At 61.4% G+C, this 19,932-nt stretch carries 12 protein-coding genes, 2 tRNA genes and 5 pseudogenes; 16 read left to right on the forward strand and 3 right to left on the reverse strand.

Features of this window, described 5'->3' with window-relative positions; translation table 11 throughout:
* Window positions 1–50: 50 nt before the first annotated feature.
* From ACZZZP_RS17460 to ACZZZP_RS17470, 3 genes and pseudogenes are all read left to right on the forward strand, one after another.
* Window positions 51–2,801, forward strand: a pseudogene (locus ACZZZP_RS17460) (response regulator); the annotation flags it as partial.
* A gap of 91 nt (window positions 2,802–2,892) precedes the next feature.
* The gene (locus ACZZZP_RS17465; protein WP_122494033.1) at window positions 2,893–3,336 is read left to right on the forward strand and encodes a hypothetical protein; all 444 of its coding nucleotides are present in this window, start codon (window positions 2,893–2,895) and stop codon (window positions 3,334–3,336) included.
* Between the two features lie 9 nt (window positions 3,337–3,345).
* Complete coding sequence (locus tag ACZZZP_RS17470; protein WP_463383590.1) at window positions 3,346–3,750, forward strand: META domain-containing protein; 405 nt, start codon at window positions 3,346–3,348, stop codon at window positions 3,748–3,750.
* A gap of 321 nt (window positions 3,751–4,071) precedes the next feature.
* On the opposite strand, the pseudogene dinB reads toward ACZZZP_RS17470, so the two are convergent.
* Window positions 4,072–5,128: pseudogene (gene dinB / locus ACZZZP_RS17475) on the reverse strand (DNA polymerase IV).
* A gap of 137 nt (window positions 5,129–5,265) precedes the next feature.
* Between dinB and ACZZZP_RS17480 the strand changes: the two are divergent.
* The 5 genes and pseudogenes from ACZZZP_RS17480 (at window position 5,266) to ACZZZP_RS17500 (ending at window position 10,451) form a co-directional block, all read left to right on the forward strand.
* A tRNA-Met gene (locus ACZZZP_RS17480) sits at window positions 5,266–5,342 on the forward strand.
* A gap of 129 nt (window positions 5,343–5,471) precedes the next feature.
* Window positions 5,472–5,548: transfer RNA gene (locus ACZZZP_RS17485), tRNA-Met, on the forward strand.
* Between the two features lie 345 nt (window positions 5,549–5,893).
* Window positions 5,894–8,520 (forward strand): annotated as a pseudogene (gene mprF, locus ACZZZP_RS17490) (bifunctional lysylphosphatidylglycerol flippase/synthetase MprF); the annotation flags it as partial.
* Window positions 8,521–8,532: 12 nt separating this feature from the next.
* Window positions 8,533–9,795, forward strand: coding sequence for a virulence factor family protein (locus ACZZZP_RS17495; protein ID WP_463383592.1), 1,263 nt, complete (start codon window positions 8,533–8,535; stop codon window positions 9,793–9,795).
* 107 nt (window positions 9,796–9,902) lie between these two features.
* Window positions 9,903–10,451, forward strand: a complete 549-nt coding sequence (locus ACZZZP_RS17500) for a cytochrome b (RefSeq protein WP_463383593.1) — start codon at window positions 9,903–9,905, stop codon at window positions 10,449–10,451.
* An 84-nt stretch (window positions 10,452–10,535) separates the two neighbouring features.
* On the opposite strand, the gene ACZZZP_RS17505 is transcribed toward ACZZZP_RS17500, so the two are convergent.
* Window positions 10,536–12,422, reverse strand: coding sequence for a potassium transporter Kup (locus ACZZZP_RS17505; RefSeq protein ID WP_463383594.1), 1,887 nt, complete (start codon window positions 12,420–12,422; stop codon window positions 10,536–10,538).
* 309 nt (window positions 12,423–12,731) lie between these two features.
* On the opposite strand from ACZZZP_RS17505, the gene rimO reads away from it, so the two are divergent.
* The 7 genes and pseudogenes from rimO to ACZZZP_RS17540 all read left to right on the forward strand — a co-directional run bounded on the left by rimO (window position 12,732) and on the right by ACZZZP_RS17540 (window position 17,846).
* Window positions 12,732–14,060, forward strand: a complete 1,329-nt coding sequence (gene rimO, locus ACZZZP_RS17510) for a 30S ribosomal protein S12 methylthiotransferase RimO (protein WP_463383595.1) — start codon at window positions 12,732–12,734, stop codon at window positions 14,058–14,060.
* A 242-nt stretch (window positions 14,061–14,302) separates the two neighbouring features.
* Window positions 14,303–14,776 carry a VOC family protein gene (locus ACZZZP_RS17515; protein ID WP_122494041.1) on the forward strand — a complete coding sequence of 158 codons (474 nt, stop codon included), beginning with the start codon at window positions 14,303–14,305 and terminating at the stop codon, window positions 14,774–14,776.
* 87 nt (window positions 14,777–14,863) lie between these two features.
* A pseudogene (locus tag ACZZZP_RS17520) lies at window positions 14,864–15,573 on the forward strand (rRNA pseudouridine synthase).
* Between the two features lie 38 nt (window positions 15,574–15,611).
* Complete coding sequence (locus tag ACZZZP_RS17525) at window positions 15,612–16,076, forward strand: DUF1456 family protein (RefSeq protein ID WP_122494042.1); 465 nt, start codon at window positions 15,612–15,614, stop codon at window positions 16,074–16,076.
* Window positions 16,077–16,253: 177 nt separating this feature from the next.
* Window positions 16,254–17,024 (forward strand): SDR family oxidoreductase, encoded by a 771-nt coding sequence (locus tag ACZZZP_RS17530; protein ID WP_463383597.1) that lies wholly within the window; start codon window positions 16,254–16,256, stop codon window positions 17,022–17,024.
* Window positions 17,025–17,154: 130 nt separating this feature from the next.
* A pseudogene (locus tag ACZZZP_RS17535) lies at window positions 17,155–17,507 on the forward strand (TrmO family methyltransferase domain-containing protein); the annotation flags it as partial.
* 84 nt (window positions 17,508–17,591) lie between these two features.
* On the forward strand, window positions 17,592–17,846 hold the full coding sequence (locus tag ACZZZP_RS17540; RefSeq protein WP_463384741.1) for a hypothetical protein: 255 nt from the start codon (window positions 17,592–17,594) through the stop codon (window positions 17,844–17,846).
* 234 nt (window positions 17,847–18,080) lie between these two features.
* Here the strand turns inward: ACZZZP_RS17540 and fpr are convergent, their stop codons facing one another.
* Window positions 18,081–18,860 carry a ferredoxin-NADP reductase gene (fpr, locus tag ACZZZP_RS17545; RefSeq protein ID WP_122494044.1) on the reverse strand — a complete coding sequence of 260 codons (780 nt, stop codon included), beginning with the start codon at window positions 18,858–18,860 and terminating at the stop codon, window positions 18,081–18,083.
* 120 nt (window positions 18,861–18,980) lie between these two features.
* Here fpr and ACZZZP_RS17550 point away from each other — a divergent pair, with 120 nt between their 5' ends.
* A complete protein-coding gene (locus tag ACZZZP_RS17550; RefSeq protein WP_122494045.1) occupies window positions 18,981–19,907 on the forward strand; it encodes a LysR family transcriptional regulator in 927 nt (308 codons plus the stop codon).
* The last annotated feature ends 25 nt before the right edge of the window (window positions 19,908–19,932 follow it).

Here is a 19,932-nt window from a genome sequence, read left to right on the forward strand (position 1 = left end):
CGCTACACTGCGGGACGGGGCTTGGAGCCAGTATTTTCAGCGAGGGCGGTGTGTTCAAGGATCTCAGTATCAAGGGCCGCGTGCTGCTGCTCACTCTACTTCCCACCAGTTTATTGGCATTGGTGTTGGGCGGCTATTTCACCTGGATGCAATTGTCTGACCTACAGACGCAGTTGCTCCAACGTGGACAAATGACCATCGAGCAGTTGGCGCCGATTGCCGCGCCGGCCTTGGCGCGCAGCGATGCGGCCCTGCTGGAGCGCATCGCTAACGAGGTGCTTGAGCAACCTGACGTGCGCTCGGTGCACTTCCTCGGCGAAGACCATTCGCGCCTGGCCAACGCCGGCCCAAGCATGCTCAACCCGATGCCCGACGGCGATAACCGCGTGCTGCAGCTGCGCAGCGGCAATGACGCCACGCGCTTGCTGCCGGTATTCGGCCGCCATCGCAGCTTGTCGGGCGACCCGGTGGCTGACGATCCGGACCGTTTGCTCGGCTGGGTCGAGCTGGAGCTTTCCCACCACGGCACCTTGCTGCGCGGCTACCGCAGCTTGTTCGCCAGCCTGCTGTTAATCATCACCGGCCTGGGCGTCACGGCGTTGCTGGCGGTGCAGATGAGCCGCTCGATCAACGACCCGCTTCGACGCATCAAACAAGGCGTTGCGCTATTAAAAGAAGGCCGCCTGGAAACGCGCCTGCCGCCGCTGGGCAGTCACGAGATGGACGAGCTGGCCTCGGGCATCAATCGCATGGCCGAAACCCTGCAGAACGCCCAGGAAGAACTGCAACACAGCATCGACCAGGCCACCGAAGACGTGCGCCAGAACCTGGAAACCATCGAAATCCAGAACATCGAACTCGACTTCGCGCGCAAAGAGGCGCTGGAAGCCAGCCGCATCAAATCCGAGTTTTTGGCCAACATGAGCCACGAAATTCGCACCCCGCTCAACGGCATTCTCGGCTTCACCAACCTGCTGCAAAAAAGCGAGCTAACGCCGCGCCAGCAAGACTATCTGGGCACCATCGAGAAGTCCGCCGACAGCCTGTTAGGCATCATCAACGAAATTCTCGACTTCTCGAAAATCGAGGCCGGCAAGCTGGTACTGGAGAACATCCCCTTTAACCTGCGCGACGTCCTGCAAGACGCCCTCACCATTCTGGCCCCGACCGCCCATGCCAAGGGACTGGAGCTGGTGAGCCTGGTCTATCGCGACACGCCAATCGCTTTGATCGGCGACCCGCAGCGACTCAAGCAGGTGCTCACCAACCTGGTGAGCAACGCCATCAAGTTCACCCGCGACGGCACCATCGCCATCCGCGCCATGGTTGAGGAAGACAGCGGCGAGCGGGCGCAGCTGCGCATCAGCGTGCAGGACACCGGCATCGGTTTATCGGATGAAGATCTGCGTGCGCTGTTCCAGGCATTCAGTCAGGCCGACAACTCGCTGTCACGCCAAGCCGGCGGTACGGGTTTGGGCCTGGTGATTTCCAAACGACTGATCGAACAGATGGGCGGCGAGATTGGCGTGGCCAGCACACCAGGGGAAGGTTCGGAATTTTGGGTCAGCCTGACCTTACCCAAGGCGCGGGAAGATGCCGAAGATCAACCGCAAGCGCCGCTGCTGGGTCGCACCGTGGCCGTGGTTGAACAGCACTCGCTGGCGCGCCAAGCGCTGCAGCATCAACTGGAAGATTGCGGCCTGGTGGTGGTTCACCATCAACACCTGGACAGTCTGCTCAGCGCAGTGAGCACGCAGCAGTACACCGAAAGCGCCATCACCCTGGCGGTACTGGGCGTGACCACCCAAGACTTGCCGCCAGAGCAGTTGAGCCAAAGGGTATGGGATCTGGAGCGCATCGGTTGCAAGAGCCTGGTGCTCTGCCCCACCACCGAACAGGCGCTGTATCACGAGTCGCTGCCCGACGCGCACAGCCAGCTGCAGGCCAAGCCCGCCTGCACGCGCAAAATGCAGCGCGCGCTGATTGAGCTGCTCGGCCCGCGCCATCAACCCAGCGAGCCACCCGCGCCGGCCGCCACCAGCCGGCCGCCGAAGCTGCTGTGCGTGGACGACAACCCGGCCAACCTCAAGCTGGTGTACACCTTGCTCAGCGACATGGGCGCCGACGTCACCGCAGTGGACAGCGGTTACGCGGCGGTTGAGGTGGTCAAACACAAGACCTTCGACCTGATCTTCATGGACGTGCAAATGCCGGGCATGGACGGGCGCCAGGCCACCGAAGAAATCCGCCATTGGGAAGCCGAGCAGGAAGCCGTGCCCACGCCCATCATCGCCCTCACCGCTCACGCCCTGGCCAATGAAAAACGTGCGCTGCTGCAGGGCGGCATGGACGACTACCTGACCAAACCCATCAGCGAGCGGCAATTGGCGCAGGTGGTGCTGAAGTGGACGGGCTTGGGGTTGCGCAACCAGGGCAGCGAGCGTCCAACGGAAACGACGCCTCCCCACGCCGCGCCCCAGCAAAAGGTGCTCGATGAAGAGGAAGGCTTGCGCCTGGCCGCTGGCAAAGCTGACTTGGCGGCGGACATGCTGGCGATGCTGCTGGCCTCGCTGGAGGGCGACCGGGAAACCATTCGCCAGGCCCGTGACAGTGACGATCGCGGCGCGCTGATCGAACGTGTGCATCGCCTGCATGGCGCCACGCGTTACTGCGGCGTGCCGCAACTACGCGCCGTCTGCCAACGCACCGAAACGCTGCTCAAACAAGCTGACCCGGCGTACCGCGAGGCACTCGATGAACTGGACGCGGCAATGCTCCGCCTGGCGGAAACTGCACATGCCGTCCAACTCCCCTGCCCGCCGCAACCCGGCGGCCGGCAAGGCCCGTGCTACCATGCCGCCCTTGTTTTTCTGACCGAACTGAACCTGCGCCATGGCCGAACACGACTTTCGCTACAACCTGCTCAACCCTGAACACACCCTGATCGAATGCCGTGCCCTGGTGCCCGGCCGCTACCAGGTCACCGGCAATGGCGGCTCGGTAAAAAGCGGCGACGTGCTGCTGGTAACCCTCAAGGGCAGCCGCGACTTGAGCATGCGCCTGAACGTCGACAAGGTTCGCCACCTGATCAACCCGACCGGCCAGTGGGTCGCCGTTGCGCAGGGTCCGGTGTTCACCGAATTGTCTATCCTCAACTGGCACGTGAAATGCGACAGCTGCGACAAACAGCTGGACTTTGAATTTGCCGTGGATGCGGCGCTTGGCAAGAAGGCCCATGCGCCGGCTGCCGAAGCCCGAATCGCCGAACTGCACTGGCAAAACCGCGACGGACGCCACCTGTGCCCGGCGTGCCAAACCAAGGACCAGCCGCAATAAGGACCCGTCATGAAAGCACCCCTCGCCCTCGGCGCGCTCGCCCTCAGCCTGCTCGGCTGCGCCAGTAGCACCCCGCAACTGCAACAGGACAGCGCCTACCAAGTGGAATGGATCGGTGAGCGTCCGCTGGTCGACAACAGCCACCTGACCCTCACTCTGGGCGCCGACGGCCGCGCTTACGGCAGCGCCGGCTGCAACCATTGGTTCGCGGCATACAGCCTCAAGGGTCAGCAAATCAGCTTCAGCCAGGCCGGCAGCACCCGAAAAATGTGCGCCCCGGCCTTGATGGAGCAGGAACAACGCTTCCTGGATGCATTGAGTGCCGTAGAGCGTTGGGATATTTCGGCGATTGACCAGCTGCAGCTGTGGCCAGCGCAGGGGAAACCGATTCGGTTGTGGGCGGCGGAGTATTGAGGGTTGGGACGAGGATGGGTTTAAGGTTTTACCGTCATCCTCGCGAAGGCGGCGGTGGGACGATTCGGGATTCAGTATATTTTAGGTAACGGTGCTCGACGGATGACTTGGATCCCCGCGTTCGCGAGGATGACGGTGCGGGTTGTAAATGACGGTGGGTTTTGTAAGTGCGCCGTAGCGCCTGAACGTTACAAACCACCTCTTTACCCACACCGTCATCCCCGCGAAGGCGGGGATCCAGTATGTTTCAGGTAACGCTGCTCCTCGGGCGACTCTAGATCTCGAATCCTTCAAGCAACGAGCAAACCAGCAGCCCCCCACTCACCGCTCAAACAACTCCAACTGCTCACTCACCCGCCGCAAATCAATCAACCGCACCCCCCACCCCTATCAACCGCACCGGCTTCCCCCCGCGTTCAAACGCACTGCTAAGCAACTTCCGGTAACTGTCCAAATCCCGCCCGGCACCGGCCTGTTCCAACGTCGTCTGGGTAAAGTCGTGGAATTTCAATTTCACCAGCGGTTTGTCCGGCCGGTAGCTGTCGTCGAGGCGCTGCATGCGGCGGTCGAGCTCGTCCAGCAGCCCCGGCAAGCGCTCAAGGCAGGCTTCGAGATCGGGCAGATCCTTGTCGTAGGTGGTCTCGACACTCATGGTCTGGCGGCGGTGGTCTACCTGCACCTGACGCTCATCGATGCCGCGCGCAAGGTTCCACAGGCGCTCGCCGAAGCTGCCGAATTCGCGCGCCAGCTCCACCTTGCTCCACTCGCGTAGCTGCGCGCAGGTTTCAATGCCAAGGCGCAGCATTTTGTCGGCAGTCACCTTGCCCACGCCGTGCAGTTTGCTCACCGGCAGCACCGCGACAAACCCTTCCACCTCGTCGGGGGTAATCACAAAAAGGCCGTTAGGTTTGCGCCAATCGCTGGCGATTTTGGCCAGGAACTTGTTTGGCGCGACGCCGGCCGACACGGTGATGTGCACCTGCATGGAAACACGGCGGCGAATGTCTTGTGCGATACGCGTGGCACTGCCGGCGAAGTGCGGACAATCGGAGACGTCCAGGTAGGCCTCATCCAGCGACAGCGGTTCGATGATGTCGGTGTACTCGCGGAAGATCCCCTGAATCTCGCGGGACGCTTCCTTATAAACGTCCATACGCGGCCGCACGATCAGCAGGTCGGGGCACAGCTTGAGCGCATGGCGCGACGACATCGCCGAGCGAACGCCGTATGCGCGGGCTTCGTAGTTGCAGGTGGCGATCACCCCACGACGATCCGCCGAACCGCCCACGGCGATGGGCCTGTTGGCCAGACGCGGGTCGTCGCGCATCTCGATGGCTGCGTAAAAACAGTCACAATCCACGTGGATAATCTTGCGCACGAAAAGTCCGGTAAGCCCCGCCTGGCATGGGCTGGGAAGGCGCAGTGTAGCATCGCGGCTGCGCTAAGCATCTGAACAAACAACAGTTTTTCAAGATTAAAGGTTGACAGAGAAGACTTCGACTGTAGAATGTGCGGCGCGGGATGGAGCAGTCTGGTAGCTCGTCGGGCTCATAACCCGAAGGTCGTCGGTTCAAATCCGGCTCCCGCAACCAGACAAACAAAGGGCCACTTATCACTAAGTGGCCCTTTTTTGTTGCCTGGCGTTTTTGTTGGCGCATAACTCTTTGATAAAAAAAGAAATTAACGGTTGACACAAACGCCTCGAACTGTAGAATTGCCGGCGCGGGATGGAGCAGTCTGGTAGCTCGTCGGGCTCATAACCCGAAGGTCGTCGGTTCAAATCCGGCTCCCGCAACCAAACATTTAAAGGCCACTTGGAAACAAGTGGCCTTTTGTGTTTCTGGCGTTTGGAAAACCCTGCCTTGCCCGCCCCGCCGTCATCAGGCGCCGGTTTCTTCTATATAGAAAGAAGGGTTGCCGTGGGCCGTGAACCTCGCCCGCCTGCTCCCCTTCGAAACAAGCGCCGATGGAAGTGCAAACCGGTTGCTCCGCGCCGCCACGCAGCTGATCATTGCCGGGCTCGTTCGCCATAGGGAGTCATGCATGCTTTATCCAGGACCGCACTGCGCTTCGCGACACACCTGCGCCGCCCCATTCTGTCTCGCTCGCCTATCGGCCACCCATTGCACTGTTGAGGTGCCGCATGCGCGCTAACCCTCCTGACGCGCAACACCCGCCAGCGTCCGACGTTCACCCCTCGCGCTTGCAGTGGATGGAGCGCCTGAGCACGTACCGCCAGCCCATCGGCCTGGCCGTCACGCTGCTGCTGTTCACCATTGCGCTGATCGCCTGCCGCCATTTGGTCAACGACCTGGATCCCGATTCCCTGCGCGAGTCGGTGCTGCATGTCTCCCACCAGCGCCTTGCTCGGCGCGCTGGCGGCCACCGCCGTGGGTTTTGTCATTCTGCTCGGCTACGAATGGTCCGCCAGCCGCTTCGCCAATGTGAACCTGCCGCTGCCGGCGCTGGCGTTTGGCGGCTTCAATGCATTTGCTATCGGTAACGCGGTGGGCCTGTCGATGTTGTCCGGCGGCTCGGTGCGCTACCGCCTGTACGCGCGTCATGGCCTTGGCCCTGGTGAAGTGGCACGCATGACGCTGTTCGCCAGCTTGTCGCTGGGTTGCGCCCTGCCCGTACTCGCCGCGCTTGCCACCCTCAGCGACCTGCCCGCCGCCGCCAGCGCCCTGCGCCTTCCCGCTAGCGTATTGGCTGCGATTGCCGTGGCCATTCTGCTGGGCTGTGGCGCACTGCTAATGGCGACTCGAGCGCCGTCGCCTGCCTGAACAACCCTTCCCCCATAACGTGCTGATTCAGCTGGGCCGCCGCACCCTGCGCTTGCCGGGCTGGCGATTGGCGGCGTTGCAGTTGGTCATCACCGCACTGGACGTGGCCGCAGCCGCCACCGTGTTGTATCTGCTGCTGCCCGAGGCGCCGCCCTTCGGCGCGTTCTTGCTTATTTACTTGTTGGCCCTGGCCGCTGGCGTACTCAGCCACGTTCCAGGCGGCGTCGGCGTGTTCGAGGCGGTGTTGCTGGCCGCGTTTGCCGACCAACTTGGCAGCGCGCCGCTGGCCGCCGCATTGCTGCTGTACCGCTTGATTTACGTGGTACTGCCGCTGCTGGTGGCGTGTCTGCTGCTGCTGTTCAACGAAGCCTACCGACTGATCGTCAAGCACCAGGCGGTACGCGTCGCCTCAGGCCTGGCCGCGCCGGTGCTGGCGCTGCTGGTGTTTATCTCCGGCATGGTGCTGCTGTTTTCCGGCGCCACCCCGGCCATTGATTCGCGCATCGAAGACCTCGGCTTTCTGATTCCCCACCGCCTGATTGACGCCTCGCACCTGGGCGCCAGCCTGATCGGCGTGCTCTGCCTGTTACTCGCTCAAGGCTTGCGTCGACGCTTGTCGGCAGCCTGGGTGCTGACCATGGTGTTGTTGCTGGTGGGTGCCTTGCTGTCGCTGATGAAGGGCTTCGATTGGGAAGAGGCCAGCCTGCTGATTCTCACCGCCAGCCTGCTCGCCGTGTTCCGCCGCTCGTTCTATCGCCCTAGCCGCTTGCTGGAACTGCCGTTTTCCTCGGTGTACCTGGTGGCCGCTCTGTGTGTGCTCGGCGCCTCGATCTGGCTGATGTTCTTCGCCTACCAGGACGTGCCGTACAACCACGAGTTGTGGTGGCAGTTCGCGCTCGACGCCGGCGCTCCGCGTGCACTGCGCTCGGCATTGGGCAGCGCCTTGCTGTTGGTGATCGTGGTGCTGACCTGGCTGCTGCGTACCGAGCCACCGGAAATTCGCCTGCCTGACGAAGCCGAACTGGATAACGCGGCCCGCATATTGCGCGCCTCCGACCAACCCGATGGCGGCCTGGCCCTGACCGGCGATAAAGCGCTGCTGTTCCACAAAGACAACGACGCGTTCCTGATGTACGCCCGCCGTGGCCGCAGCATGATCGCGCTGTACGACCCCATCGGCCCGGCGCAACAGCGCGCTGAGTTGATCTGGCAATTCCGCGACCTGTGCGACCTGCACCACGCGCGCCCCGTGTTCTACCAAGTGCGTGCCGAGAACCTGCCGTTCTACATGGACATCGGCCTGACCGCCCTGAAGCTCGGCGAAGAAGCGCGCGTCGATCTGCCAGCCTTTGATCTCGAAGCCAAAGGCAAAGAGATGAAAGACCTGCGCTACACCTGGAACCGTGGCGGGCGCGACGGTCTGTCTCTGGAAATCTTCGAAGCCGGTGCCGCGCCGATGGACGAACTTCAAGCCATTTCGGCGGCTTGGGTCGAAGGCAAAAATGTGCGTGAGAAAGGCTTCTCCCTCGGCCGCTTTACCGAGTCGTACCTCAAGCATTTCCGCATTGCAGTGATTCGCTTCGAAGGCCGCGCGGTGGCATTCGCCAACTTGCTGGAAACCCACAGCACGGAACTCGCCAGCCTGGACCTGATGCGCGCGCACCCCGAGGCGCCGAAGCTGACCATGGAGTTTCTGATGCTCGGCCTGATCCTGCATTACAAGCAGGCCGGTTACAGCCGCTTCAGTCTGGGCATGGTGCCGTTGTCGGGCCTGCAACCACGACGCGGCGCGCCGCTGACGCAACGCCTGGGCGCCATGGTGTTTCGCCGTGGCGAGCAGTTGTATAACTTCCAGGGCCTGCGCCGCTTCAAAGATAAATTCCAGCCCGACTGGGAGCCGCGCTACATGGCCGTACCGGCCGGCCTCGACCCGCTGGTGGCCTTGGCCGACACCGCTGCGCTGATTGCCGGCGGACTGACAGGGATTGGTGAAACGCTGATGACTCGACGCTACTGGCGACCGCTGTTGGTCGCACTGCTGATAACCGCGGTGGCCGTCGCCGCGCTGTTGTACAAAAGTCGCGGCGGCGCGCCGACGGTGGAGCATCTGCAATTGAGCGACGGCAGCGCATTGTCGAAGGCAGTGCCAGCCACGGCAGCCAAGGCCCAGGTGGCAATCGGCGTGCCGCCCGACATGCAGTTGACCGACGCACAACTGCTGGCCCTGAGCCGCGACAGCCAGGCGCAAGTGGTGCAGTTCACCCTTGAGGGTAGCGACTGCGCGGTGCAACAAAAACGCCTGGAAGAAAGCCTGGCCCAGCTCAAAGGTCCCGCGACGCTGGTGGCCGGCATCGGCCCGGGCGCCACCCTGGCGTGGAACTGGCTGGCCGGGCAGACCAGCGATCAGGCCAAAGCCTTGTCGGTGGATTTCTCCATCGAAAAACCCGCCTGTCCGCAACCGCCAAAAGCGCCCCACGGCCGCTGGGTGGCTGCCTGGAACGACAATCCGGACGACCCGAGCGCCGCCTTCGCCCGCGAGCAAAGCAACGGCGTCACCAGCATCAGCGACTACGACACCACGCTGCCGCAAGTGCTCGACAAAGAGCTGCGCAACCTGCTGCAAGGCGAGAGCGATGCCATGCCGGTGGTAGAAGTGCCGGCCGTGGATAGCGACGAAGCCTCCGACACCGTCAGCCTGTTCTACTCGGGCGATGGCGGCTGGCGCGACCTGGACCGCGACGTGGCCGAAGAAATGGCCAAGCGCAATTACCCGGTCGTGGGCGTTGATGCCCTGCGCTACTACTGGCAGCACAAAAGCCCGGAACAAAGCGCCGCCGACCTGGCCAAGCTGATGAAGCTGTACCGGGATAAATGGGGTGCGAAGAACTTCGTGCTGATCGGCTATTCGTTCGGCGCCGACGTGCTGCCCGCCATCTACAACCGCCTGCCAGCCGCGCAGCAGCAACAAGTGCGGGCCATTCACCTGATCGCCCTAGCGCGCAGCGGCAGCTTCGAAATTGAAGTGCAAGGCTGGCTCGGAACAGCGGGCAAAGAAGCCGCCACCGGCCCGGAAGTGGCTAAGCTGCCGGCCGCGAAAGTGCTGTGCGTGTACGGCAAAGACGAAGCGAATGAAAGTGGCTGCACCGAAAGCACCACCGTCGGTGAGCGACTGGAATTGCCCGGCGGCCACCATTTCGACGAGGACTACCCGGCCCTCGCCGCACGCCTGATCAAAGACATCGAAAAGCGCCCCGCGCCGTAATCTTCGGTTTTTTCGTTTTGCCGGCTTCACAGACAGACGCCGGCAAAATGCTAAGGTCTCCTTTCAGCCCGCCGCAGAGCGGGCTTTTTGTCGAAAAGGAAAACCTGATGAGCTGGAAAAACACCGAAGCGCGCTACGGCACTGCGAATATCACGCTGCACTGGCTGATGGTCATTCTGTTGGCGGCGGTCTACGCCTGCATCGAACTGCGCGGGATCTTTCCCAAAGACAGCGTCGAACGCGACCTGATGAAGCAGTTTCACTTCATGCTCGGCCTGAGCGTGTTCCTGCTGGTGTGGCTGCGCTTGCTGCTGCGCCTAATCAGCCCTACCCCACTGATCGCGCCGGCGCCGCCGACCTGGCAAATGCTCGCCGCCAAGCTCGTGCACGCGGCACTTTATCTGTTGATGATCGGGCTGCCCTTCGCGGGCTGGCTGATTCTCAGCGCGGCCGGCAAGCCGGTGCCGTTCTTCGGGCTTGAGCTGCCGCCGCTGGTGGACAAGAACCCGGACCTGGCCAAGCAGATCAAGGAATGGCACGAGTTAGGCGGTTCGGTGGGGTACTGGCTGATCGGCCTGCACGCCGTGGCTGGCCTGGCGCATCACTACGTGATTCGCGATAACACGCTGCGGCGCATGTTGCCGAGCCGGCGCTAAAACGACTTGGGCTTCCCTTATCAGCCCAACCTACAAAACCGTAGGTTGGGCTGACAAAGGAAGCCCAACGTCTTTTACACGAGGTTAAATCTCGACCTGCGTTCCCAGCTCGATCACTCGATTAAGCGGCAGGTTGAAGAAGCGCAAGTTGCCGTTGGCGTTTTTCAGCAAGAAGGCAAACAGCATTTCCCGCCACCGCGCCATGCCCACCAGCTTGGTGGAAATAATGGTTTCGCGGCTGAGGAAGTACGTGGTGCGCATCGGGCTGAAGTCCAGCCCTTCGAGGTGACACAGGCCGAGCGCGCCAGGCACGTCGGTTTCGTCCATGAACCCGAAGTGCAGCACCACGCGGTAGAAGCCTTCGCCGAAGGCATCCACTTCAAAACGTCGCTCGTTAGCGACTCGCGGCTCGTCTTCGTTCATCACCGTCAGCAGCACCACCGTTTCGTGCAGCACTTGGTTGTGCAGCAGGTTATGCAGCAGCGCGTGCGGCACCGCGTCGGCGCGGGCGGTGAGGAATACGGCGGTGCCTTGCACGCGATGCGGCGGTTGCACGCGAATACTGCTGATAAACAGCGGCAGCGGAATGGCACTCTCGTCGAGGCGATCCACCAGCAGTTGGCGGCCACGCTTCCAGGTGGTCATCAGAATGAACAGCGCGCTGCCGGCAACCACCGGAAAGGCCCCGCCCTGCAACACCTTGGGCAGGTTGGCGGCGAAAAACAGGCTGTCGACCAGGAAGAACGCCAACAGCATCGGCACCGACACCCACGGCGACCAACGCCACAGCAACAGCACCACCGCCGACACCAGCAGCGTGTCGATCAACATGGTGCCCGTCACCGCCACGCCATACGCAGCGGCGAGAGCGCTGGACGATTCGAAGCCCAGCACCAGCAACACCACGCCCACCATCAGCGTCCAGTTCACCGCGCCAATGTAAATCTGGCCCTGCTCGTGGCTAGAGGTGTGCTGAATAAACATGCGCGGCACGTAGCCCAGTTGAATGGCTTGACGCGTCAGGGAGAAGGCCCCGGAAATCACCGCCTGCGAGGCAATGATGGTGGCGAAGGTCGACAGCAGAATCATCGGCAACAGCGCCCAGCTCGGCGCTAGCAAATAGAACGGGTTGCGCGCCGCTTCCGGGTTTTGCAACAGCAAGGCGCCCTGACCGAAGTAGTTCAGCGCCAAGCCCGGCAGCACCAGCACAAACCAGGCGCGGGCAATCGGCTTGCGGCCGAAGTGGCCCATGTCGGCATACAGCGCCTCGGCGCCGGTCAGCGATAGCACCACCGCACCGAGAATGGTGATGCCGATGCCGGGGTGGGAAATAAAGAAGTTAACCGCCCAATACGGGTTCAGTGCATGCAGCACTTCGGGGCTCTGCATGATGCCGTAGATGCCCAGCACGCTGAGCGCACTGAACCAGGTGAGCATCACCGGGCCGAACAGAACGCCGATGCGCGCGGTGCCGTGCTTTTGAATCAGAAACAACGCCACCAGCACCACCAGCGACAACGGCACGACCCAATGGTCGATGCCGTCGAACGCCAGTTCCAAGCCTTCTACCGCCGAGAGCACCGAGATGGCCGGCGTGATCATGCTGTCGCCGTAGAACAGCGCTGCGCCAAACAGGCCGAGCAGCACCAGCACGTTGCGCAGTTTGGGGTAGTCGTTGGCCGCGCGACGGGCCAATGCGGTCAGGGCCATGACCCCGCCCTCGCCCTGGTTGTCGGCGCGCAACATAAACAGCACGTACTTGAGCGACACCACCCAGAACAGCGACCAGAAGATCAGCGACAAAATGCCGAGCACGCCGTCATGGTTGGCCTGCACGCCGTAGTGCGGGCTGAACACTTCTTTAAGGGTGTACAGCGGGCTGGTACCGATATCGCCAAACACTACACCGACGGCGGCGACCATCAGGCTGACGGTCGAAGACTTACCGGGCGCGGACTGCGCTTTGGACATGCACTAAGCTCCTGAGTGAATCGTGTGCACCTGAAACTGGGCGGCTTTATACCTGAAACTCCGCGTCCAGAGCACCTGTTTACGCTGGCTGAGCCGGCAAACCCGAACAAACAAACGCAGCTTTTCTATAAATGAACGACCGTTGCCCCAAGCAATTCAAGCGCGTCTGCCCGCGCAGCGCCCGCCCAGAGCATAGCTGAGGCCTCACCTGCCGGATGGAGGCTGGTCAAGCGGGTGGCCTGCCGCTAGAATTGCGCACTTTTTGACCAGAGGCGCCCAAAGCGCCCGTCCAAACGCCTGAGGTTAGTCATGTCCACCGTCGCCACGCCGAAAGTCGGCTTCGTATCCCTGGGTTGCCCCAAGGCACTCGTCGATTCCGAACGCATCCTCACCCAGTTGCGCATGGAAGGCTACGAAGTCGTGGCGACCTATCAGGACGCCGACGTGGTGGTGGTCAACACCTGCGGTTTCATCGACACCGCGAAAGCTGAATCGTTGGAAGTGATCGGCGAAGCCATCGCCGAAAACGGCAAAGTGATCGTCACCGGCTGCATGGGCGTGGAAGAAAGCGCCATCCGCAACGTGCACCCCAGCGTATTGGCCGTTACCGGTCCGCAGCAGTACGAACAAGTGGTCAACGCCGTGCACGACGCGGTGCCGCCCCGTAAAGACCACAACCCGCTTATCGACCTGGTGCCGCCGCAAGGCATCAAGCTCACCCCGCGCCACTATGCCTACCTGAAGATTTCCGAAGGCTGTAACCACAGCTGCAGCTTCTGCATCATTCCGTCGATGCGCGGCAAGCTGGTCAGCCGTCCGGTGGGCGAGGTGCTGAGCGAGGCTGAGCGTCTGGTTAAAGCGGGGGTCAAAGAGCTGCTGGTGATTTCGCAAGACACCAGCGCCTACGGCGTTGACGTGAAATACAAAACCGATTTCTGGAACGGCCAGCCGGTGAAAACCCGCATGCTCGAGCTGTGCCAGGCACTCAGCACCCTCGGCGTGTGGGTGCGTTTGCACTACGTGTACCCGTACCCGAACGTCGACGACGTTATTCCGCTGATGGCGGCGGGCAAAATTCTGCCGTACCTGGACATCCCCTTCCAGCACGCCAGCCCGAAAATTCTCAAAGCCATGAAGCGTCCGGCCTTTGAAGACCGCACCCTGGCCCGCATCAAAAGCTGGCGCGAGCAGTGCCCGGAGCTGATCATTCGCTCGACCTTTATCGTCGGCTTCCCCGGCGAAACCGAAGAAGACTTCCAGTACCTGCTCAACTGGCTGACCGAAGCCCAGCTCGACCGCGTCGGCTGCTTCCAGTACTCGCCCGTTGAAGGCGCTCCGGCAAACCTGCTGGACGCTGAGGTAGTACCGGATGACGTCAAGCAATCGCGCTGGGACCGCTTCATGGAACACCAGCAAGCCATCAGCGCCGCCCGCCTGCAGCTGAAAATCGGCAAAGAGATCGAAGTGCTGATTGACGAAGTGGACGAGCAAGGCGCCATCGGCCGCAGCTTCTTCGACGCCCCGGAAATCGACGGCCGCGTGTATGTCGACAGCGACCAGGACCTCAAGCCCGGCGACAAAGTGATGTGCCGCGTCACCGACGCCGACGAGTACGACCTCTGGGCCGAAACCCTGTAAACAAAAAGCCCCGCCGATGCGGGGCTTTTTCTTGGCCGCTCGCCACCTCGTTCCCGTAGGAGCGAGCGTGCTTGCGAAGCGGTCGCGCGGGCGAACATCGTTTACAGGGTTCGCCAGCAAGCTGGCTCCTACCACGCAAGCCCATGCTTCCCACCGTTGCCATGGCGTAGAGCAAGGCAGCGCATTGCAGGCCAGCGACTAAACTCGGTAACTCCACGTTCCGAAGAACAGGAGGCCCTGTCATGCAGAAAATCGGTCCTTGCCTGTGGTTCGACACCCAGGCCGAAGAAGCGGCGAACTTCTATGTGTCGGTGTTTCGCAATTCGCGAATCATCGAAACCAACTACTTTCTCGAAGGCGCGCCCAAGCCGGCAGGTTCGGTAATGACCGTGCGTTTCAGCCTCGACGGGGAAGAATTCATTGCCTTGAACGGCGGCCCGGAGTTTCAGTTTTCACCCGCGGTATCGTTTGTTGCCAATTGCGCTGACCAGTTCGAAGTCGACCGCCTGTGGGCCGCGCTGCTCGACGGCGGTCAGGAAGTGCAGTGCGGCTGGCTCACGGACAAATACGGAGTTTCCTGGCAAGTGGTGCCCACGGCGATTTACGACATGCTCAACAGCCCCGACAAGGCGGCCGCGCAGCGAGCCTTCAGCGCCATGCTAGGCATGATCAAACTGGACGTCGCCACGCTGCGCAAAGCCTACGCCGGCAGCTAAGGTTAAGCAGGCCGCCCGAGCCAATCAGGCGGGCCTTACTCAGCCCAGGCGGGTACAATGCCCGCCCACTTCTTTACGGCCCTCGTCATGACAGACCCCATTCGCCTTTCCAAACGCCTGATCGAAGTGATCGGCTGCTGCGCCGCGAGGCCGAACTGTATATCGAGGGCGGCTGGGTGACGGTGGATGGCGAAGTCGTCGACGAGCCGCAATTCAAGGTCGGCGAGCAAGCCGTCGCCCTGCTGCCGGACGCCGTGCTGACGGCGCCGGAGCCGGTCACCATTCTGTTCAACCAACTGCCGGACCTGGACATCGACGCCGCCCACGCGCTGATAAGCCCCGGCACCCTGTCGGCCGAACACCGCTTCGGCACCCGCCCGCTCAAGGGCCACTTCCTGCGCCTGAACAGCAGCGCACCGTTGCAGAAAAACGCGTCGGGCCTGTTGGTGTTTACCCAGGACTGGAAGATTTTGCGCAAGCTCACCGACGACCTGGCCAAGATCGAGCAGGAGTACGTGGTGGAAGTCAGCGGCGAAATGATCGAGCACGGCTTGAGCCGCCTCAACCAGGGCCGCACCCACAAAGGCCAGGTGCTGCCACCGGTTAAAGCCAGCTGGCAGAGCGAAACGCGCCTGCGCTTTGCGTTGAAGAATCCGGCGCCGGGCCTGGTTGCCGCACTTTGCGCCAGCGTTGGCCTGACGCCGACCAGTATCAAGCGCATCCGCATCGGCGGCGTGTCGATGGGCAAGCTGCCTGCCGGGCAGTGGCGCTACTTGGCCAAAACCGAAAAATTCTAAGGCCGCCGCGCCGCCCTTCCCTTTTCAGGACCGCTCTCATGATCAACAACGACGTACTGCGCAGCGTGCGCTACATGCTCGACCTCAGCGACGCGAAGGTGGTGCAGGTCATCAAACTGTCCGGCCTGGACGTGGACCTCGATACCCTTCGCGCCTACCTGAAAAAGGATGAAGAAGAGGGCTACCTGGAGTGTGACGACGACGTGCTCGCGCATTTCCTCGACGGCCTGATCGTGCACCTGCGCGGCAAAGATGACAGCCGCCCGGCGCAGCCCATCGAACTGCCGGTCACCAATAACATGGTGCTGAAGAAACTGCGTGTCGCCTTCGAGCTTAAAGAAGAAGACCTGCACGAGATTTTGCAGAGCGTGGATTTCCCCGTGAGCAAGCCGGAACTCAGCGCCTTGTTCCGCAAGTTCGGTCATAGCAACTACCGCACCTGTGGCGACCAGTTGCTGCGCAATTTCCTCAAAGGCTTGACCCAGCGCGTGCGCGACAAATAACCAACTGTGGGAGCGGCTTCAGCCGCGATGCGTTAGCCATGAAACGCATCGCGACTGAAGCCGCTCCCACACGAACAGCGTTCTGCATAACCTCGCATTCTCAGCGGCAATAGTTCCTGCGCAATCGCGCCCCGCGCATTAGGGTAGTTGCACAACAACCCTAAAAGAGCGCTCCCCATGCATTCCTACTTTTCCCTGCAAGGCCGCACCGCGTTGGTGACCGGCGGCACTCGCGGTATTGGCAAGATGATCGCCAAGGCATTTGTTGAAGCCGGCGCCCGCGTGTATGTGTGCGCCCGCGATGGCGAAGCGTGCGCCGCCACGGCCGCCGAATTGTCGGCCTTCGGTGAATGCCATGGCATCGCCGCCAACCTCGCCCATGAGGAAGGTGTGATTGCCTTGGCCGAGCAGCTGAGCGGGCAAATCGACAAGCTCGACATTCTGGTCAACAACGCCGGCACCACCTGGGGCGCGCCGCTGGAAACCTATCCGGTGAAGGGTTTTGAAAAGGTCATGCAGTTGAACGTGACCTCAGTGTTCCTGTGCATCCAGAAGCTCCTGCCTCTGCTGCGCAAAGCCGGCAACAGCGAGAGCCCGGCGCGCGTGATCAACATCGGCTCGGTGGCGGGCATCACCTCCTATGGCGAAGAGGCTTATGCCTATGGCCCGAGCAAGGCGGCGCTGCATCATTTGTCGCGCTCCCTGGCGCGGGACTTGGTGAGCCAGCACATCAACGTCAACGTCATCGCCCCCGGCCGTTTCCCGAGCAAGATGACCAGCCATATCGCCAACGATGAAGAAGCGCTGGCTGAAGACACCGCGATCATTCCGATGAAGCGTTGGGGACGTGAAGAGGAAATGGGCGCGTTGGCGATTGCGTTGGCGAGCAAGGCTGGCGCGTATATGACCGGCGCAGTAGTTCCCATCGACGGCGGTTTTGCAATGTAACTGCAAGATCAAGAGCATCGAGGCTAAAGCCTCTCCTACAGAAAACGGTGTCTGTAGGAGAGGCTTCAGCCTCGATGCGGTTAAGCGGTGACAGGTATGATTGGCCCGGTTTTTCAACCGGGCTTTTTTTATGTCTTATTCGGTCTCCCCCATCGGCGTGGTGCGCTCCTGCTTCAAGGAGAAGTTCGCCATTCCCCGCCAACCGCAACTGGCCCCCGCCGCGCGCGGGGTGTTGGAATTGCTTCCGCCGTTCGACAGCGGCGAGGCCGTGGCGGGCTTGGAGCAAGTCAGTCATGTGTGGCTGCTCTTTCTGTTTCATCAGGCGCTGGAAGACAAACCGCGCCTGAAAGTGCGCCCGCCGCGCCTGGGGGGAATCAATCGATGGGCGTATTCGCCACGCGCGCCACGCACCGGCCCAACGGCATCGGTCAGTCGGTGGTCAAGCTTGAACGCGTGGAGGCCGGCAAGCTCTGGCTATCCGGCATCGACCTGCTCGACGGCACGCCGGTGCTGGATATCAAACCCTACGTGCCTTACGCCGACGCGGTGACCGGCGCGTTCAACCACATGGCCGCTGGCGCGCCGACGCTGATAGATGTGGTTTGGAGCGATGCAGCGCTGGCTCAGGCGCTGGAGCACGGCCAGCGGTTACAGCAGCCGGTGCGCGAGCTGATTGAACAATGCCTGGCGCAAGACCCGAGGCCTGCGTATCAGCAGCCCGAGCCCAGCCGTATTTACGGCACGCAATTGTGGGATGTGCAGGTGCGCTGGCATTACCCGACGCCGGAGCAGATTTGTGTGGTTGAGGTGGTTGCAGCGTAACCGCCGTATCGCTCTTTTGCGATCTCAGCATCACGTCTATCGAGATCGAGCGAGCTAGAGCAGTGCAAGGCAAAAATGTTTTTTAAAGCGCAGTTGGCTGTAGCCAATGAGCATTTAAAAAAACATTTTTAACGCCGCAATGCCAACGCGCAGCCGATCGGTCAGTGATGAAAAACCCGTTTTTCCAAGCCATAAAAAAACCCGCCATATAGGCGGGCTTTTTATTCTTCGCGATTACTTCTCCACGAATGCACGCTCGATCAGATAATCACCCGGCTCGCCCATGCGAGCCGAAATCTTCAGACCAAAGCCATCCAGCACTTCGCTGGTCTCGTCCAACATGCTTGGGCTACCGCAGATCATCGCGCGGTCGTCCTGCGGGTTGATCGGTGGCAGGCCGATGTCGGTGAACAGCTTACCGCTGCGCATCAGGTCGGTGAGGCGGCCCATGTTCTCGAACGGCTCGCGAGTCACGGTGGGGTAGTAAATCAGCTTTTCTTTCAGCGCTTCACCGAAGAATTCGTTCTTCGGCAGGTGCTCGGTGATGAACTCGCGGTAGGCGACTTCGTTCACGTAGCGCACGCCGTGAATCAGGATGACCTTCTCGAAACGCTCGTAGGTTTCGGGGTCTTGAATCACGCTCATGAATGGCGCCAGACCGGTGCCGGTGCTGAGCAGGTAAAGGTGTTTGCCCGGCAGCAAATCGTCCAGCACCAGGGTGCCGGTGGGTTTGCGGCTGACCATCAGCTCGTCGCCGACTTTCAGGTGTTGCAGTTGGGAAGTCAGCGGACCATCCGGAACCTTGATGCTGAAGAACTCCAGGTGCTCTTCATAGTTCGGGCTGGCAATTGAGTAAGCTCGCATCAGCGGGCGACCGTTTTCCTGTTGCAGGCCGATCATTACGAACTGGCCGTTTTCAAAACGCAGGCCCGGGTTACGGGTGGTTTTGAAGCTGAACAGGGTGTCGTTCCAGTGGTGGACGCTGAGCACACGCTCGACGTTCAAGTTGCTCATGCTTGCTTCCTCGATGAATCGCGCTCACCCGACCGACGGGTGCCAATGCGCGGCATTTTAAGGGCGACAACCATATCTGTTAAGTGGATTATTAAGATATAGGTTATCGGTTATATAGATATGCGATTCACACTCCGCCAACTTCAGGTTTTCGTCGCCGTCGCCCAACAGGAAAGCGTCTCGCGGGCGGCTGAGTCACTGGCGCTGTCGCAGTCTGCGGCAAGCACTGCGGTCACCGAACTGGAGCGCCAGTCGGCCTGCCAATTGTTCGACCGCGCGGGCAAACGCCTGTCGCTCAACGCCTTGGGTCATCAGCTATTGCCGCAGGCGGTTGCGCTGCTCGATCAAGCCAAAGAGATCGAGCGCATGCTCAACGGTCAGGGCGGTTTCAGCTCGTTATCCGTCGGCGCCACGCTGACGGTCGGTAATTACCTCGCCACCTTGCTGATCGGCAGTTTCATGCAGCAGCACCCCGAATGCCGCGTGAAGTTGCATGTGCAAAATACGGCGCACGTTGTACAGCAGGTGGCGCATTACGAAATTGATTTGGGCTTGATTGAAGGCGACTGCCAGCACCCGGACATCGAAGTGCAGCCCTGGGTAGAAGACGAGTTGGTGGTGTTTTGCGCGCCGCAGCATCCGTTGGCCGCCAACGGCCGCGCTTCGCTATTGGAGCTTACGCAGGAGGCCTGGATTCTTCGCGAACAAGGCTCCGGCACACGCCTGACCTTCGACCAAGCCATGCGCCACCACCCCACGGCGCTGAATATTCGTTTGGAGTTGGAACACACCGAAGCGATCAAACGAGCCGTCGAGTCGGGCCTGGGCATCGGCTGTATTTCCCGCCTGGCCCTGCGCGATGCGTTTCGCCGGGGAAGTCTGGTGCCAGTGGAAACTCCCGAGCTGGACCTAACGCGGCAGTTCTATTTCATCTGGCACAAGCAGAAGTACCAGACCAGCGCCATGCGTGAGTTTCTCGAACAGTGCCGCAAGCTGACCGCCGGGGTGCGGCGCAGTGATGAGATTGTGTTGCCCTCGATTGCTTGAAAAGCATCGCGGCTGAAGCCACTCC

This window comes from Pseudomonas sp. AC211, assembly GCF_979258055.1.

What these genes read in the sequence shown, in the direction of transcription:
- rimO (WP_463383595.1), top strand. Translation starts at nt 12,732, where the DNA reads ATGTCCACCGTCGCCACGCCGAAAGTCGGCTTCGTATCCCTGGGTTGC.
- ACZZZP_RS17530 (WP_463383597.1), top strand. Translation starts at nt 16,254, where the DNA reads ATGCATTCCTACTTTTCCCTGCAAGGCCGCACCGCGTTGGTGACCGGC.
- fpr (WP_122494044.1), bottom strand. Translation starts at nt 18,860, where the DNA reads ATGAGCAACTTGAACGTCGAGCGTGTGCTCAGCGTCCACCACTGGAAC.
- ACZZZP_RS17495 (WP_463383592.1), top strand. Translation starts at nt 8,533, where the DNA reads ATGACTCGACGCTACTGGCGACCGCTGTTGGTCGCACTGCTGATAACC.
- ACZZZP_RS17515 (WP_122494041.1), top strand. Translation starts at nt 14,303, where the DNA reads ATGCAGAAAATCGGTCCTTGCCTGTGGTTCGACACCCAGGCCGAAGAA.
- ACZZZP_RS17550 (WP_122494045.1), top strand. Translation starts at nt 18,981, where the DNA reads ATGCGATTCACACTCCGCCAACTTCAGGTTTTCGTCGCCGTCGCCCAA.
- ACZZZP_RS17500 (WP_463383593.1), top strand. Translation starts at nt 9,903, where the DNA reads ATGAGCTGGAAAAACACCGAAGCGCGCTACGGCACTGCGAATATCACG.
- ACZZZP_RS17525 (WP_122494042.1), top strand. Translation starts at nt 15,612, where the DNA reads ATGATCAACAACGACGTACTGCGCAGCGTGCGCTACATGCTCGACCTC.
- ACZZZP_RS17470 (WP_463383590.1), top strand. Translation starts at nt 3,346, where the DNA reads ATGAAAGCACCCCTCGCCCTCGGCGCGCTCGCCCTCAGCCTGCTCGGC.
- ACZZZP_RS17505 (WP_463383594.1), bottom strand. Translation starts at nt 12,422, where the DNA reads ATGTCCAAAGCGCAGTCCGCGCCCGGTAAGTCTTCGACCGTCAGCCTG.
- ACZZZP_RS17540 (WP_463384741.1), top strand. Translation starts at nt 17,592, where the DNA reads ATGGCCGCTGGCGCGCCGACGCTGATAGATGTGGTTTGGAGCGATGCA.
- ACZZZP_RS17465 (WP_122494033.1), top strand. Translation starts at nt 2,893, where the DNA reads ATGGCCGAACACGACTTTCGCTACAACCTGCTCAACCCTGAACACACC.